16 protein-coding genes and 1 tRNA gene are annotated in these 15,161 nt (G+C 56.9%); 16 read left to right on the top strand and 1 reads right to left on the bottom strand.

Translation table 11 applies throughout. The annotated features are described in order from the left end of the window. Positions 1–32 precede the first annotated feature (32 nt). From KZO34_RS16680 to secF, 8 genes are all read left to right on the top strand, one after another. Positions 33–119 (top strand) — tRNA-Leu (locus KZO34_RS16680). 232 nt (positions 120–351) lie between these two features. Further along, on the top strand, positions 352–981 hold the full coding sequence (locus tag KZO34_RS16685) for a hypothetical protein (protein WP_219477988.1): 630 nt from the start codon (positions 352–354) through the stop codon (positions 979–981). Then, positions 978–1,517 carry a hypothetical protein gene (locus KZO34_RS16690; protein WP_219477989.1) on the top strand — a complete coding sequence of 180 codons (540 nt, stop codon included), beginning with the start codon at positions 978–980 and terminating at the stop codon, positions 1,515–1,517. The genes KZO34_RS16685 and KZO34_RS16690 overlap by 4 nt, the downstream gene beginning before the upstream one ends. Positions 1,518–1,604: 87 nt before the next feature. After that, positions 1,605–2,708 carry a tRNA preQ1(34) S-adenosylmethionine ribosyltransferase-isomerase QueA gene (queA, locus tag KZO34_RS16695; protein WP_219477990.1) on the top strand — a complete coding sequence of 368 codons (1,104 nt, stop codon included), beginning with the start codon at positions 1,605–1,607 and terminating at the stop codon, positions 2,706–2,708. A 14-nt stretch (positions 2,709–2,722) separates the two neighbouring features. Next, positions 2,723–3,844, top strand: a complete 1,122-nt coding sequence (gene tgt, locus KZO34_RS16700; protein ID WP_219478075.1) for a tRNA guanosine(34) transglycosylase Tgt — start codon at positions 2,723–2,725, stop codon at positions 3,842–3,844. A 30-nt stretch (positions 3,845–3,874) separates the two neighbouring features. Continuing rightward, the gene (gene yajC, locus KZO34_RS16705; protein WP_257900493.1) at positions 3,875–4,237 is read left to right on the top strand and encodes a preprotein translocase subunit YajC; all 363 of its coding nucleotides are present in this window, start codon (positions 3,875–3,877) and stop codon (positions 4,235–4,237) included. Between the two features lie 81 nt (positions 4,238–4,318). Further along, on the top strand, positions 4,319–6,193 hold the full coding sequence (gene secD, locus KZO34_RS16710) for a protein translocase subunit SecD (RefSeq protein ID WP_219477991.1): 1,875 nt from the start codon (positions 4,319–4,321) through the stop codon (positions 6,191–6,193). Further along, the gene (gene secF / locus KZO34_RS16715) at positions 6,186–7,139 is read left to right on the top strand and encodes a protein translocase subunit SecF (RefSeq protein WP_219477992.1); all 954 of its coding nucleotides are present in this window, start codon (positions 6,186–6,188) and stop codon (positions 7,137–7,139) included. Before secD ends, secF begins: the two co-directional genes overlap by 8 nt. Positions 7,140–7,211: 72 nt before the next feature. Here the strand turns inward: secF and KZO34_RS16720 are convergent, their stop codons facing one another. Continuing rightward, on the bottom strand, positions 7,212–8,012 hold the full coding sequence (locus KZO34_RS16720; RefSeq protein ID WP_219477993.1) for an inositol monophosphatase family protein: 801 nt from the start codon (positions 8,010–8,012) through the stop codon (positions 7,212–7,214). 184 nt (positions 8,013–8,196) lie between these two features. On the opposite strand from KZO34_RS16720, the gene trmJ reads away from it, so the two are divergent. The 8 genes from trmJ (at position 8,197) to KZO34_RS16760 (ending at position 15,148) form a co-directional block, all read left to right on the top strand. Beyond that, positions 8,197–9,060 carry a tRNA (cytosine(32)/uridine(32)-2'-O)-methyltransferase TrmJ gene (gene trmJ / locus KZO34_RS16725; RefSeq protein ID WP_219477994.1) on the top strand — a complete coding sequence of 288 codons (864 nt, stop codon included), beginning with the start codon at positions 8,197–8,199 and terminating at the stop codon, positions 9,058–9,060. Beyond that, positions 9,053–9,829: a serine O-acetyltransferase gene (gene cysE / locus KZO34_RS16730; RefSeq protein WP_219477995.1), complete on the top strand. Its 777-nt coding sequence runs from the start codon at positions 9,053–9,055 to the stop codon at positions 9,827–9,829. Before trmJ ends, cysE begins: the two co-directional genes overlap by 8 nt. Positions 9,830–9,906: 77 nt before the next feature. After that, positions 9,907–10,404 (top strand): Fe-S cluster assembly transcriptional regulator IscR, encoded by a 498-nt coding sequence (gene iscR, locus KZO34_RS16735; RefSeq protein WP_219477996.1) that lies wholly within the window; start codon positions 9,907–9,909, stop codon positions 10,402–10,404. Between the two features lie 19 nt (positions 10,405–10,423). Further along, the gene (locus KZO34_RS16740) at positions 10,424–11,572 is read left to right on the top strand and encodes an IscS subfamily cysteine desulfurase (protein WP_219477997.1); all 1,149 of its coding nucleotides are present in this window, start codon (positions 10,424–10,426) and stop codon (positions 11,570–11,572) included. A 68-nt stretch (positions 11,573–11,640) separates the two neighbouring features. Continuing rightward, positions 11,641–12,069: a nucleoside-diphosphate kinase gene (ndk, locus tag KZO34_RS16745; RefSeq protein ID WP_219477998.1), complete on the top strand. Its 429-nt coding sequence runs from the start codon at positions 11,641–11,643 to the stop codon at positions 12,067–12,069. A 62-nt stretch (positions 12,070–12,131) separates the two neighbouring features. Continuing rightward, complete coding sequence (gene rlmN, locus KZO34_RS16750) at positions 12,132–13,244, top strand: dual-specificity RNA methyltransferase RlmN (protein WP_219477999.1); 1,113 nt, start codon at positions 12,132–12,134, stop codon at positions 13,242–13,244. 85 nt (positions 13,245–13,329) lie between these two features. After that, a complete protein-coding gene (gene pilW, locus KZO34_RS16755) occupies positions 13,330–14,091 on the top strand; it encodes a type IV pilus biogenesis/stability protein PilW (protein WP_219478077.1) in 762 nt (253 codons plus the stop codon). Next, positions 14,081–15,148: a RodZ domain-containing protein gene (locus KZO34_RS16760; protein WP_219478000.1), complete on the top strand. Its 1,068-nt coding sequence runs from the start codon at positions 14,081–14,083 to the stop codon at positions 15,146–15,148. Before pilW ends, KZO34_RS16760 begins: the two co-directional genes overlap by 11 nt. The last annotated feature ends 13 nt before the right edge of the window (positions 15,149–15,161 follow it).

Here is a 15,161-nt window from a genome sequence, read left to right on the forward strand (position 1 = left end):
GCGAGCTCAGTATAATCGCCTCTCTCTCCAATGGCGGCGTGGTGAAATTGGTAGACACGACGGATTCAAAATCCGTTGGGGTAAAACCCGTGGCGGTTCGAGTCCGCCCGCCGCTACCATCTCCCGGGAACCTTCCCGAATCTTCTGAATCTTTCTTGCAGGCTCTCTGCCGACCGATTGTCCCTCCGTACCCATAAACCCTGCGACGAACCTCTGTGACCGTCAGAAAGCCTGGCAGGCCGTCTGGCCGTATACTTTAGGTCGTAAAATCAATTGCGTGGGTTCTGAATTGATCTATCTTTAGATGACACCTGTTGTAGGGATAACAGCAAGCACATGAGAGGGATCGAGATGTTGAGAATTGCTTATCTTTGTATCATCGCACTCTTGGCAGGGTGTGCTGGCCCCGGCACCGAGGTCCAGCGCATTGAGGCAGTTCCGGAAGTCGATAAAACCTACAAGCGCATTCTCGTGTTTGCTGTCACCCGGAAAGAACAGGTTCGCATTGCTGTTGAAAGCGAGCTTGTGGCGGAACTGAACAAAAGCGAGTTTGAAGCCAGTCGCTTTGAGCAGCCCAATGCAGAGATTCCCTGGGAAGATCCCGGTGAGTTGCAGGCGCTGATTGCGGAGGATGCGAGAAGCGGAGAGTATGATGGCGTGCTGGTGGTGTCATTGATCCGCAAGAATCGCGAATCCCGGTATGTGCCGGAGCAAGTGGTCTACCAACCTATCGTCACATCGATGGGCCCTCTGGCATCAACCACCTACATGGACACCACGGTGATTCCGCCATCCTACGAAGAAAACGTTAACTACGTCCTCAAATCCACGCTGTTTGATACCGTCTCCAGCAATCCCATCTGGCAGCTTTATTCGAATACGGTTAATCCGGATTCCCTCGATGTCGCGGCCAGGGATTTTGGTGAGGTTGTCGTCAAAGCGCTCAGAAAAACGCTGCCTCACGCGGCGGAGGAAAAATGAACTTGATGGACTCGAAATGGATTTACATTGGTCTGGTTGCCGGACTGAGCGGCTGCGCGAGCGACTCGCGTTTATCTCTGGGCGTTTCCGATCCCTGTGAAAGCTTGCAGGCAATCATTGCGGACTTTGATACCGGCTTTTCCAGCTACCGGGGGGCGCGCAATGATTTCGACTCGTTCACCCTGTTCAGGGCCAAGGAAGAGCTGGTAAAAGGCCATTGTGAGGTCTGGTTGTGGGCCGGTGGTGACAGTGCCTACGTCTGTTCTGCCAATACCCCGGTGGAGGAGGTTGCCGAGCAAAGGTATCAGAACAGCCTTGCCTTCGTTGAGGAGTGCGTGGGAAGTGCCTGGCAGCAGGAAACCGTGACTCGGGAGCGTGATGGTAATTACCTTGGACTGGCGACCCGGTTTACTTCGCCGAACGAGCCACGTCTTGTGATATCAGTTCAGAACATCACGCCACCGGGGTCTTACCGGAATTTGCGCAGCAATTACCTGTTTATCGGCGCGGCTGGAAGGAGTCCGGCACCAGAATAAATGCGCTTGGTGTTCAGGCGAGGCGCATTCCGTGGTAAATTCCGCATTCTTTTTCACAACTGCTGTCGCGTCTCGACATTCCTTTCTATGAACGTCTCTGATTTCCACTTTGATTTGCCGGACGAGCTGATCGCCCGATATCCACTCAGGGAGCGCACAGCGTCGCGCCTGCTGTGTCTCGATGGAATGTCCGGGGAAACGGCGCACCGACAATTCGCCGACCTTCCTGACCTGCTCCAGCCGGGCGACCTTCTGGTATTTAACGACACCCGGGTGATTCCGGCTCGCCTGTTCGGGAAAAAAGAGACCGGAGGCCAGGTTGAGATTCTCGTCGAACGGGTCACCGGCGATCACGAGATTATCGCTCATGTGCGCGCCTCGAAGGCCCCGAAGGAGGGCCAGGCAATCATCCTTGAGGATGGCAGCACCATGCGTATGGTGGGCCGGAACGAGGCCTTGTTCCGGCTCGTCTGCGAAACCGCTGAATCCGTGCTCGAGGTCCTTGAACGCATCGGTCACATGCCGTTGCCGCCTTATGTCGATCGTCCCGATGAATCCACTGATCGGGAGCGTTACCAGACGGTGTACGCCCGGGAAGCGGGTGCCGTTGCGGCGCCCACGGCAGGCCTGCATTTCGATGAAGCGCTGCTTGAAACAATCCGTGCAAAAGGGGTTGAAACCGGGTTCGTGACCCTTCATGTTGGCGCGGGAACCTTTCAGCCGGTCCGTGTCGACCGGATCGATGATCATGTGATGCACAGCGAGGTGGTCCAGGTACCCCAGGCAACGGTAGAGGCCGTGGACCGTACCAGGGCCCGCGGAGGACGCGTCATTGCAGTCGGAACAACGTCGGTCCGGTCACTCGAGTCGGCCAGTCGTGGAGGGCGTTTGCGGGCGTTCCAGGGTGAAACCGATATCTTCATCAGCCCGGGCTACCGATTCGAGACCGTGGATGCACTGGTGACCAATTTCCATCTGCCGGAATCCACCCTGATCATGCTGGTCAGTGCCTTTGCCGGTTACCGCAATGTGATGGATGCCTACGATGAGGCGGTCGGGGATCGGTACCGTTTCTTCAGTTATGGCGATGCCATGTTTATTACCTGTCAGGAGCCCAGCCGGGGAATGCTGCTCGGTCCTGCAGATACCACTCACGATACAACCTCAGATACGATCGGGGAGTCACTTTGAGTCAGACCTGCTTCATGTCCTTTGAAAAGCTTGGCGAGGACGGTCGCGCCCGTCGCGGCAGACTTACGTTCCCCCGTGGCACGGTCGAGACACCGGCCTTCATGCCAGTAGGAACCTATGGCACCGTCAAGGGCATGCTGCCCCGTGATATTCACGAGATTGGCGCCGAGATCATCCTGGGTAACACGTTCCACCTGATGCTTCGCCCCGGAACCGAGGTGATCAAGGCCCACGGTGATTTGCACGATTTTACCCAGTGGAAAGGGCCTATCCTCACGGATTCCGGTGGTTTTCAGGTGTTCAGTCTGGGCGAGATGCGCAAAATCACCGAGGAGGGGGTCACCTTCCGGTCCCCGGTTGATGGTTCGCCGGTCAAGTTGTCCCCGGAAATCGCCATTCAGGTTCAGCGTGATCTCGGCTCGGACATCGTGATGATTTTTGACGAGTGCACCCCTTATCCGGCGACAGAGCAGCAGGCGAAGGACTCCATGGAGCTTTCCCTGCGTTGGGCCGAGCGCAGCAAGCAGGCGCACGAGGGTAATCCTGCCGCTCTATTTGGCATTGTTCAGGGTGGCATGTATGAGGGGCTGCGTGACCAGTCCCTGAAGGGACTGACCGATATAGGCTTTGACGGTTACGCCATTGGCGGTCTGTCCGTCGGGGAGCCCAAAGAGGATATGATCCGGATACTGGATCATCTTCCGCCGAAAATGCCGGAGGATAAACCCCGCTACCTGATGGGTGTTGGTCGACCGGAAGACCTGGTGGAAGCGGTTCGTCGAGGCGTAGACATGTTCGACTGCGTCATGCCGACCCGCAATGCCCGCAACGGTTACCTGTTCACGTCCACCGGAATCGTCAAAATCCGGAATGCCCGGCATCGACACGACACCGCGCCGCTGGACGAGCGCTGTGACTGCTATACCTGCAAGAACTTTTCGAGAAGTTACCTCTATCATCTCGATAAGTGTGGAGAAATGCTCGGCTCACAACTGAATACCATTCACAACCTGAGGTTCTATCAGAACCTCATGGCTGGATTGCGTGGCGCCATTGAAGCAGGTACATTGTCCGACTTTGTAACCGACTTCTACGCTCTGCGCGGGGAAACAGTTCCGCCGCTGAGCGACGCCTGACTTTTTTTGCAAAACCAACGGAGATGCTTAATGAAATCAATCAAATTGCTCGTAGCCGGCCTTTTGGCAATGATGCCCGCATTGGCCATGGCCCAGGATCCGGCCGCGCAGGGAATGGGTGTCATGGGACAGGTGATCTTCTTCGCCGGCTTCATCCTGATTTTCTACTTCCTGATCTGGCGTCCGCAGTCCAAGCGTGCCAAAGAGCACAAAGCACTGATGTCCGGCCTGAACAAGGGTGATGAAATTGTGACGTCCGGTGGTGTTGCCGGCAAAATCACCAAAGTAACGGACGATTTCATCGTGGTAGAGATCGCCGACAACGTAGAAATCAAGGTGCAGAAAGTGGCCGTTGCAGCTGCCCTGCCAAAAGGCACTTTGAAGGACATCTGAGCCGGAGTCCGGAACCTGACGGACTGATCTTTCTGGCTGAAACACCAAGGCCGGCCCTCGGGTCGGCTATAAAGGGATCCCATGCTGAACAAGTATCCGCTTTGGAAAAACCTGGTCATCCTGGTCGCGCTCGTGATCGGGTTTATCTACGCCTTGCCCAACCTTTTTCCTGACGATTACGCCATCCAGATCACCGGTGCTCGCAGCAGTACTGAGGTCAACTCAACCGTTCTCGACCGCGCAGTCAAAGCGCTGGAATCGGAGGGCATTGAGGTAAAAAGCAGCACGCTTCAGGATCGGGATGCCCTGATTCGTCTTACCAGTGGCGAGGATCAGCTTCAGGGTCGACCCATTGTTCAGTCTGCTCTGAGCAATGATTACCTGGTGGCACTGAACATGGCACCCTCCACGCCCGAGTGGCTGAAAAGCCTCGGAGCTGGCCCGATGAAACTGGGCCTTGATTTGCGTGGTGGTGTCCACTTCCTGCTCGAAGTGGACATGGAAACCGCCCTGCACACTCGACTGGAAGCCCTGTCGAGTCAGATCAAAGGTGATCTTCGGGAAGAGCGGATCCGGTATCGCGGTGGCGATGTTGAAGGTGAGCGACAGATCGTTCTCACGTTCCGCGATGAGCAGGCTCGTGCCGAAGCGTTCGATTTGATTCGCGCCCAGTACAACCAGTTCCTGTTGGACGAGAGAACGGTGGATGAGGAACGACAGATCGTCCTGTCGCTGTCCGAAGCCGAGGTGAAATCCATTCAGGAGTACGCCCTCGAGCAGAACCTCACCACGATCCGGAACCGTGTCAACGAGCTTGGCGTTGCCGAGCCGCTGGTTCAGCGCCAGGGTGCGGACAGGATTATCGTGGAATTGCCGGGTGTTCAGGATACGGCCCAGGCCAAGCGGGTACTTGGGGCAACCGCAAACCTCGAATTCCGCCTGGAGGCTCGTCAGGACGCGTCTGCCAGTGAAATAGAGGAGTTCAGCTTCCGCGATACTCCCCAGCGCACCGCGCGTCTCGAGCGTGACGTGATCACCACTGGTAATAATGTGGCCAACGCCCAGCAGGCGTTTGACGAGAACGGGCAGCCTCAGGTCAACATTACGATGGATTCCGTCGGTGGTGACCAGATGAATCGTGCAACCCGGAATGCCATTGGTCGTCGGATGGCGGTGCTGTTTATCGAATTCCGCACCGAGACGGAAACCCGCTTGGTCGACGGAGAAATGACGTCCGTCGATGAGCGAGTGGTGGAGAAGGGCATTATCAGTCTGGCCACGATTCAGTCGGCTCTGGGCAGCAGTTTCCGGATAACCGGGCTCGACTCCATTCCGGAAGCCGCAGAGTTGGCTTTGCTGCTCCGCGCGGGCGCGCTGGCCGCGCCGATGTATTTCGTACAGGAGCGGACCATCGGGCCAAGCCTTGGTCAGAAGAACATCGATGCCGGTGTCATGTCGGTGGCGCTTGGCTTCGGTCTGGTGCTGCTGTACATGCTGGTTTACTACCGGGGTTTCGGTCTGGTCGCCAACGTTGCGCTGACCCTCAACCTGATGCTGCTCATTGCCTGCATGTCCATTCTCTCGGCAACGCTGACGCTTCCGGGTATCGCCGGTATCGTGTTGACGGTGGGTATGGCGGTTGACGCCAACGTGCTGATATTCGAGAGGATACGTGAGGAGCTTAAGGCCGGTGTGCCGCCCCAGTCGGCGATCAATTCGGGTTACTCCCGGGCCTTCGTGTCCATTTTCGATGCCAACATCACGACCCTGCTGGTCGCGGTCATACTGTTTGCCATGGGCTCGGGCCCGGTTAAGGGGTTCGCGGTAACTCTCTGCCTGGGTATCCTGACCTCGATGTTCTCGGGCCTGATGGTGAGTCGCAGCATCGTGAATTTCGTATATGGCGGTCGCAAGATCGAGAAATTGTCGATCGGAGGAAAGCTGGCAAATGTCTGAACACGAGAAGAAACCATTCGATTTCATGGGTTTGCGGAAGCCTGCTTCCGTTCTCTCGATTGCGTTGCTGGTTGCCTCCGTGGTGTTGCTGGCGGTTCGGGGCTTGAACCTGGGAATGGATTTTACCGGCGGCACGTCGGTCGAATTCGAGTACGCCGAAGCGCCGGCGCTGGACCAGATCCGTTCCACCCTGGACGAGGCCGGCTACGAGCAGTTCGTGGTGCAGAACTTCGGTGCTGATACGACGGTGCTGGTACGACTCGCCGAAGCAGGTAATGATGAACTGGCGGTCGAGGTTACGGACGCGCTGACCGCCGGGGGCGAGCAACTCGAGCTGATCAGCTCAGAGTTCATCGGCTCCCAGGTTGGGGAGGAGTTGAGGGAAGATAGTGGCCTTGGTTTGCTGCTTGCCCTGGCCGTTGTATTGATTTACGTCGGCATGCGTTTCCAGTTCAAGTTCGGTATCGCCTCCGTTCTGCCCCTGGCCCACGATGTGATCATTGTCCTGGGGGTGTTTGCGCTGTTCCAGTGGACCTTCGATTTGACCGTGTTGGCCGCGTTGCTGGCGGTAATCGGTTACTCCCTGAACGATACCATCGTGGTGGCGGACCGGATCCGGGAAAACTTTCGCAAGATGCGCGTAGGGGACTCCTGGCACGTCATCAATACCTCCATCCACCAGACCATCAGTCGGACCATCAACACGTCGGGCACCACCCTTGTGGTTCTGTTTGCGCTGTATCTGTTCGGTGGCGAGGCGATCAATAACTTCGCCCTGGCGCTGATTATCGGTGTGGTCGTCGGTACCTACTCCTCCATCTACGTGTCTGCAAACCTGTTGATTGCGTTCGGCGTATCGAGAGAGGACCTGGCGCTCCCGACAAAAGAGGGAGCCGCCGATGCCGAGGAAGAGGAGGAGCCACCGGAGTGGCTGAACCGGATGTAACCGGTTCCCTGGAAACAAAAAAACCGCCGTTCCCTCGGGAAGGCGGTTTTTTTTGTGCCTGCTCGCTGGTTGTTAGCGGGGCAGACGACCCCGGAAGGGGTGAAGTGCTTTCAGGACTTCCCGGAACAGCTTGGGGTTCGCCACTACCAGTTGACGGGCGTTACCAGTGGAAGGATTGCCGGAGAAGTCGCCGGTCAGAGCGCCTGATTCCATGGCCAGGGTCACGCCGAGATCCAGATCCACCGTCTCCGGGCGGAAGATAACGGCAGCGTCCAGATTGCCGGCAGACACCCGGGCAATATCCAGAACCACGCAGCCGGATGTGCGGAACATGGCGGATTCACGGGCCAGGACGGAAGCCATCTCGCCCCACAGCTGGGTGTCTTCGCTTTTGCGGGTCTGGTCCAGCAGGTTGGTGGCAATGGCCGCCTTTTGAGCATGTTTGACGTCGGATGCCCGAACCCGTCGGCTGTTAAGTGCAGCACCGTGACCGCGACTGGCGGAATACTCTTCGCCGGTAATCGGGTTGATGACCAGGAGGTTTTCGGTGCGGTTGTTTTTCTTCTGGGCCAGGGCCAGGGCAAATTCCGGGATGCCTCTCAGAAAGTTTTCGCGACCAAGGACCGGGAAAACGTGCCAGCTTCGTTCGCTGGTACCCGCATTCGCTTCGTTCAGAGGGGCGATGCTGTGGTCCTTGTAGGCCTTTTCGAGTTGCTCCGCAAAGTTGTCGTAGATCGACTGCTCGACCCGGTCCAGTTGGCGACGGCGTTCTTCGTCGTCTTTGCCGGTGGGTTCCTGGCGCTCGAAATGGGCTTTCAGATAGTCGGACCCCTGACGCGCGACGCGCAGGGCCATTTTAATAGCTGGTTGCATCTGAGTGTTCATTATCCGGGTGTGTGAAGGCCGGCCATGATAGCAAAAGATCAGGTCGCTTGTATGTTTTTTGACTTAGCAATAGCACGGATACCAGTGGATTACGGCATCTCCGGACGGGCGGGATGCGTTCCTTTTCTGGTATCATCCCCATCTTTATCAATCTAGCCTGGACCCGTAACCAATGCACAAACCGGCACTCCCCCTGGAGGGTACTGACACTTTTCAGGACCAGATTCGAATTGTTCTGGTCGAGACCTCCCATTCCGGCAATATTGGCGCGGTGGCCCGGGCCATGAAGAATATGGGGCTCGAGAACCTATGGCTGGTGAATCCGAATTCGTTTCCAGATGAGACGTCTTACGCTCGTTCCTCGGGTGCATCCGATATCCTGGATCGAGCCCATGTCGTTTCTTCCCTGGACGAGGCCCTGGCGGACTGCGTGCTGGTGATGGGCACCAGTGCTCGGGGGCGTAAGGTGCCATGGCCTGTCATTGCGCCTCCGGAAGCGGCTGTGGCGGCTTCGGAAAACGCACTGAACGGCCCGGTGGCGCTGGTGTTTGGTCGTGAAAACCACGGGCTGAGTAACGAAGAGCTGCAACGTTGTCACTACCATATTCACATCCCCTCCAATCCGGATTACAGCTCCCTTAACCTGGCGATGGCCGTTCAGGTGATGTGCTATGAATTGAGGATGCATTTTCTGCGCGGCCTTGAAGGTGGAGAGGGCAGCCCATACCTAAAGCCGATGACGGCGCCGGGTGATCCGGGTTGGGACGTTCCTCCTGCTCCGGTCAATGACGTTGAAGGCTTTTTCGGACACCTTGAGCAGGTATTGGTGGATGTAGACTTTCACCGCAGGGAGAATCCGCGCCAGCTCATGACGCGCTTGCGGCGACTGTTTCAGCGCGCGAGACTGGACCAGATGGAAATCAATATACTCAGGGGCATACTGACGTCGGTGCAAAAAGCCGCCGGCGCCCGGAGCGACAATAAATTAACCGAGGCCGATACGAAGGCGGCGGGGCAGGATAATGGCCATGTTTGAGCGTTTAAGGGAAGACATCAACAGCGTTTTTCACCGGGATCCGGCGGCCAGGAATACCTTCGAGGTCCTGACCAACTACCCGGGCCTGCACGCGCTGCTATTCCATCGACTGGCTCATCGGCTCTGGCGCTTGGGGCTCAAGTGGATTGCTCGTACGATCTCCACCATTGCCCGCTGGCTGACCGGCGTCGAGATCCACCCCGGTGCAACCATCGGCAGGCGGTTCTTCATTGACCATGGTATGGGTGTGGTTATCGGCGAAACCACTGTGATCGGAGACGATGTCACGCTCTACCAGGGCGTTACGCTGGGCGGAACGAGCTGGAACAAAGGGAAGCGGCACCCAACGATCGGAGACGGTGTGGTTGTGGGCGCCGGTGCCAAGATACTGGGGCCTTTTGAAGTGGGTGCCGGGGCCAAGGTCGGTTCAAATTCGGTGGTTACCAAGGCAGTTCCGGCCGGTGCAACGGTTGTCGGTATTCCCGGGCGAATCATCATCAAGCGACAGAGCGAAGACGACGTACGTCGCAAGGAGATGGAAGAGCGGATGGGATTCGATGCCTACGGCGTGACCGAGGAAATGCCCGACCCGGTGGCGCGGGCTGTTCGCTCGTTGCTGGATCACATGCATGCGGTAGATGATCGGATCGAAAACATGTGCAAGGCCCTGCGCAAGGTAAACAGCGAATACCAGAATGGTGAGTTGCCGCCACTGCAGGAAGAGGACTTTGACTGCGTTCGTGACGAGAGCGAAGAGACCCGGGGGTGAATACTTGACTGAATTACTGGGTCAATTCATACTCGCTGCTGTAATTCGAGATTCATTCCCATCACGGGGCTGATGCTATGAAGCTGACCACCAAAGGCCGCTATGCCGTCACGGCAATGCTGGACCTGGCTCTGCATGGAGACCAGGGGCCGGTGAGTCTTGCTGACATTTCAGCCCGTCAGGAAATCTCACTTTCCTACCTGGAGCAGCTCTTTTCCCGTCTGCGCCGACAGAACCTGGTGATCAGTATTCGCGGCCCGGGAGGTGGCTATCGCCTCAGCCGTGATGCTGGACAGGTATTTATTGCCGAAGTCGTGGATGCCGTCAGCGAATCCCTGGATACCACGCGGTGTGGTAACAAGGGGGATTGCCAGAAAGGCGAGAAGTGTCTGACCCATCATCTATGGTCTGATCTGAGTGACCAGATTCATCAGTTCCTGAGTGAAATCAGCCTTGGCGACCTGATGAAAAAGCATGAAATCCGCCAGGTTGCGGATCGGCAGAACCGCCGTCAATCTGACAGCGGTTCTGAAACGATTAATACCGAACGCCTGTCTGATCAGGCGCCGGCCTGAACCAATACTCCTTGATACCATGAAAAAGCCCGTATACCTGGATTATGCGGCGACGACGCCCGTTGATCCGTCTGTTGCCGAAGAAATGGTCAAGTACCTGACGCCTGATGGCGTTTTCGGGAACCCGGCCTCACGTTCACACGCCTTTGGCTGGCAGGCCGAAGCGGCGGTAGAGGCAGCCCGCCGGCAGGTCGCGCAGTTGATTCACGCGGACCCCAGAGAAATTGTCTGGACCTCTGGCGCCACCGAGTCGGACAACCTCGCCATCAAAGGTGCGGTTGCAGGTCGGGCGGGTGCTCACATTGTGACCTCGGCCATTGAGCACAAAGCCGTACTTGATACCTGTCAGTGGCTTGAGCAGCATGGCGTGGAAGTGACCTGGCTGGCGCCGGATCGTGACGGCCGGATCCGTGCGGAGCAGGTGACTGATGCCCTGCGCGACAATACGGTTCTGGTCAGCCTGATGCTGGTCAATAACGAGCTGGGAACTGTCACCGATATTGCGGCGATTGGTCGCGAACTCCGTGACCGGGGCGTTCTCTTTCATGTTGATGCTGCGCAGGCGGCCGGCAAAATGCCGGTTGATGTTTCGGCTATGCCGGTAGATCTGATGTCGTTGTCGGGGCACAAGGTATACGGGCCCAAAGGGGTGGGCGCCCTTTACGTAAGGCGTTCGCCCGATGTGCGGATTGAGGCCCAGATTCATGGTGGTGGTCACGAGCGCGGCATGCGCTCCGGAACACTCCCGACGCATCAGATTGTGGGGATGGGCGCGGCGTTCGCCATTGCCCAAGAGCGTCTCGGGTCGGAGGCCGAGGAGCTGGAACGGCTGCGAGCAACCTTCCTTGGTGGTCTTGAGGGTCTCGATGGCGTCAGTCTCAACGGAAGCAGCGAATTCCGCGTGCCGGGCATTGTCAATTTGTCGTTTGACGGCGTGGAGGCCGAGTCGCTGATGCTTGGTTTGCGGGATCTGGCGGTTTCGTCAGGTTCAGCCTGTGCTTCGGCGACGATTGAACCGTCGTTTGTCCTGCGCGGTATTGGTTTGAGTGATGAGCAGGCTCACCGTGCGCTTCGATTTTCGTTCGGCCGATTTACCACGGCCGAAGAAGTGGCCTTTGCCAGTTCGCAAATAGTTGATGTTGTTAGCCGCCTGCGAGCAGTGCGGTAGGCAGTCGCCCTTGGACTGCGTATAATCGCAGGCCGGAATTTTAACCCGAACCCTAGTGGAGAAAGATCATGGCAAATGAGCGCACGCTCTCTATTATCAAGCCCGATGCAGTTGCGAAGAACGTGATCGGCGAAATTTACAGCCGTTTTGAGAAAGCTGGACTGAAGATCGTTGCCGCCAAAATGATGCACCTGACCCAGGAGCAGGCGGAAGGTTTCTATGCCGAGCACAAAGAGCGCCCGTTCTTTAACGATCTGGTGGCCTTCATGACCTCCGGTCCCGTTGTTGTTCAGGTTCTGGAAGGTGAGGGAGCAATCCTCAAGAACCGTGATCTGATGGGTGCAACCAACCCGAAGGAAGCGGACGCGGGCACTATCCGTGCTGATTTCGCATCTTCCATTGACGCAAACGCCGTTCACGGCTCTGACTCTGCTGCTTCAGCAGAGCGTGAAATCGCGTACTTTTTTAACGACAACGAGATCTGTCCGCGCGGCTGATCCTGTTGATCGGGGGCGGTCGGTGGCCGCCCCCGAATTGGTTATCTGATCGAGGTTATGAAATGACAGCGGCCGCTGAAAAAACCAATCTTCTGGGGATGCCGAAAGCCAAACTTGAAGCTTTCTTTGATTCCCTGGGGGAGAAGCGTTTTCGTGCCACCCAGGTTCTGCAGTGGATTCATCAGCGGGGCGCTGATGACTTCGATCAAATGACCAATATGAGCAAGGCGCTCCGGGAAAAGCTCAAGCAAGTGGCAGAGATTCGTGGGCCGGAAGTGGTCTACGACGAAACGTCCAAAGACGGCACCCGCAAGTGGGTGATGCGCATGGACAACGGCAACAATGTCGAAACGGTGCTGATTCCCGATGGCGAGCGTGGAACGCTCTGCGTTTCCTCCCAGATCGGTTGCAGCCTGGACTGCACGTTCTGCTCGACGGGAAAGCGGGGCTTTAACCGTAATCTCACGGCTGCTGAGGTAATCGGTCAGGTATGGGTGGCCCGTAAGGCCTTCATGCCCTTTGAGCCCGGTCCAGACCGGCCCATTACCAACGTCGTCATGATGGGCATGGGGGAGCCCCTGCTGAACTTCGACAACGTGGTCGATGCCATGAATCTCATGATGGAGGATCTGGCTTACGGCATATCGAAGCGCAGGGTGACCCTGAGTACATCCGGTGTTGTCCCGGCTCTTGATCGCCTTTCGGAAGTTACCGATGTTTCACTGGCTATTTCCCTGCACGCCCCGAATGATGAACTTCGTAACAAGTTGGTGCCGCTCAATAAAAAGTATCCGATCTCGGAACTGCTTGCGGCCACCAAACGGTACTTCGCCCGCTTACCTGACAAGCGCAAAGCCACGATTGAATACACCGTGATTGAGGGAATGAACGATCAGCCGGAACACGCCCGTGAACTTGCGGTGCTGCTGCGGGATCTCCCCTGTAAGATCAACCTGATACCCTTCAATCCATTCCCGGAAAGTGATTTCCGCCGGCCGAGTATGAATGCAACCCGCCGGTTCCAGACCGTGCTTAATGAGGCCGGACACATTGCCACCATAAGAACGACCCGTGGCGATGACATTGATGCGGCATGTGGGCAATTGGTCGGCAAGGTCGAGGACCGTACCCGCCGGAGTAAGCGATACATCGAGGTCCAGCAGGTTAATCCCTGACGCGGTACCGACAACAAGTCCAAGCGAGGAATGCGAAACTGTGACATATAGATCGACGAACTGGCGTTTTTCTGTCGTGGCCCTGATGGTCGCCGCGTTGTTTGTCACAGGTTGCGTTACCACAACGGACAGTCGTTTCTCCCGCGAGGCGGATCGCCAGGAAGCTATCGATGATTACGTTCAGTTGGCCACTGCCTATATAGGCCAAGGTAATCTTGATCGTGCGCGTCACCATCTTGAAAGGGCACTGGATCTCGACTCCGACAGTTCCGCCGCGCGGGCTGCGATGGGGCTTGTTTACAATGCCGAAGGTGAAGCTGAGCTTGCGGAATCCAGTTTCAAACAGGCGATAGCGGCAGATGAAGGCTATACCCGTGCCCGCGTCTATTATGGCGCCTTTCTTTATGGCCAGGGGCGCATGGACGATGCCCGGGATCAGTTTCGCGCGGCGTCAAGGGACACCGAATACAAGGACCGGGGTTCCGTCTTCTTCAACCTCGGAATGACGCAGGAGCGTCTGGATGAGCTCGACAATGCAGCGACGTCATATCGCCGCGCAGTGGAATTATCCCGGGGCGATGCCCGCTCCTTGCTGGCGCTTTCCCGTGTGTTGGCAGATCAGGGGGACTACGACGCGGCAGCGCGCTATTACGCTCGTCTTTCTTCAATGATGCAGAGAAACGATCGTCTGCGTCACTCACCTGAAAGTCTGTTGACCGGAATTCGCATTGCCCGGCACCTGGAAAATCGCAATCAGGAAGCAAGCCTGGCATTGCAGCTAAAGAATAATTTCCCGGAGTCAGTCGAATACCAACAATATAAGGTGCTGATTTCTAATGACCAGTGAAGAGACCTCCCAGCCAACGAGCAGTGATCCTGTAGGGCAGCAGCTGCAGCGTGCGCGTGAACTGAAAGGCCTGAGTGCCGGAGACGTTGCCAAGGCCCAGCATCTGAGACCCGCGGTGATTCAGGCTATCGAGGCAGGGGATTACCACCAGATTGACAGTGAACTCTTTCTGAAAGGGTATGTCAGGGCCTATGCGAAGCAGGTGGGCCTGGATGCCAATGAAATCATTGCTGATCTCGACCGCGAACTCGAACCGATGCGTCAGAAGCGGGAACAGGAGTTTGAAGCCAATCCCCTGGTCGATATCGAACGCCGACGTCGGAGAAAGCGTCGTGCTGCCAAGTCAACCCTTTTGCTGGGTGTCGTAGCGCTTGCTGGCTATCTGGTGTTCACCTTCGTATTACCCCGGTCTGAGTCACTGATACCTTCTGCGGTCGTGGATGAGGCGGAGCAAGAACAAGACCAAAACCTGGAGCAAGTGCAAGAACAGGAGGAGCCTGTGAGCAACGGGCTCCAAAGCCAACCGGAATCCGCCGCCTCCGAGGCTGATGAGGCTGTCAGCCCGAGTGCCGATGCCCCGGCAACATCGGATTCCAATATGGAATCTGAGGGCGTGGCGGTTGACCCGGTTGAAGAGGCATCAGTTCCTGAGCAGCCGGTCGACAGTCAGCCAACCTTAACGGCTGACTCGGTAATGGATGAGCCAGTCGCCGGGGAAAGTGTAGCGGATTCGATAGAAACACCGGCCGTGGTTAGCCAGTCAACGGATCCGGTAATGGAGGATCCGGCAGAGCCGGTGGTGGTGACGGATACCGGTAGGTTACAGATCACCTTTACCGATGACTGCTGGGTTCAGGTCAGCGATGCTGCCGGAAACCGGCTGGTCAATTCGCTGCAACGTAGTGGAGACCGGATAGATGTATCCGGTGACTTGCCACTCAGGGTAGTGATTGGCGCGGTTGACGCTGTTGGTTCGATCCGTTTCCAGGATGAGCCAGTGGATATGGGCGATTTTCGCGTCGTAAACAATCGTTCAGAGTTCACCCTGACGATCTGAAACTTGATGAACT

This window comes from Marinobacter sp. F4206, from assembly GCF_019392195.1.
Taxonomy (GTDB): Bacteria; Pseudomonadota; Gammaproteobacteria; order Pseudomonadales; family Oleiphilaceae; genus Marinobacter.

Bases quoted from the DNA above. Each gene is read 5' to 3' on its own strand.
- KZO34_RS16685 (WP_219477988.1), top strand. From the start codon at position 352: ATGTTGAGAATTGCTTATCTTTGTATCATCGCACTCTTGGCAGGGTGT.
- KZO34_RS16690 (WP_219477989.1), top strand. From the start codon at position 978: ATGAACTTGATGGACTCGAAATGGATTTACATTGGTCTGGTTGCCGGA.
- queA (WP_219477990.1), top strand. From the start codon at position 1,605: ATGAACGTCTCTGATTTCCACTTTGATTTGCCGGACGAGCTGATCGCC.
- tgt (WP_219478075.1), top strand. From the start codon at position 2,723: ATGTCCTTTGAAAAGCTTGGCGAGGACGGTCGCGCCCGTCGCGGCAGA.
- yajC (WP_257900493.1), top strand. From the start codon at position 3,875: ATGAAATCAATCAAATTGCTCGTAGCCGGCCTTTTGGCAATGATGCCC.
- secD (WP_219477991.1), top strand. From the start codon at position 4,319: ATGCTGAACAAGTATCCGCTTTGGAAAAACCTGGTCATCCTGGTCGCG.
- secF (WP_219477992.1), top strand. From the start codon at position 6,186: ATGTCTGAACACGAGAAGAAACCATTCGATTTCATGGGTTTGCGGAAG.
- KZO34_RS16720 (WP_219477993.1), bottom strand. From the start codon at position 8,012: ATGCAACCAGCTATTAAAATGGCCCTGCGCGTCGCGCGTCAGGGGTCC.
- trmJ (WP_219477994.1), top strand. From the start codon at position 8,197: ATGCACAAACCGGCACTCCCCCTGGAGGGTACTGACACTTTTCAGGAC.
- cysE (WP_219477995.1), top strand. From the start codon at position 9,053: ATGTTTGAGCGTTTAAGGGAAGACATCAACAGCGTTTTTCACCGGGAT.
- iscR (WP_219477996.1), top strand. From the start codon at position 9,907: ATGAAGCTGACCACCAAAGGCCGCTATGCCGTCACGGCAATGCTGGAC.
- KZO34_RS16740 (WP_219477997.1), top strand. From the start codon at position 10,424: ATGAAAAAGCCCGTATACCTGGATTATGCGGCGACGACGCCCGTTGAT.
- ndk (WP_219477998.1), top strand. From the start codon at position 11,641: ATGGCAAATGAGCGCACGCTCTCTATTATCAAGCCCGATGCAGTTGCG.
- rlmN (WP_219477999.1), top strand. From the start codon at position 12,132: ATGACAGCGGCCGCTGAAAAAACCAATCTTCTGGGGATGCCGAAAGCC.
- pilW (WP_219478077.1), top strand. From the start codon at position 13,330: ATGGTCGCCGCGTTGTTTGTCACAGGTTGCGTTACCACAACGGACAGT.
- KZO34_RS16760 (WP_219478000.1), top strand. From the start codon at position 14,081: ATGACCAGTGAAGAGACCTCCCAGCCAACGAGCAGTGATCCTGTAGGG.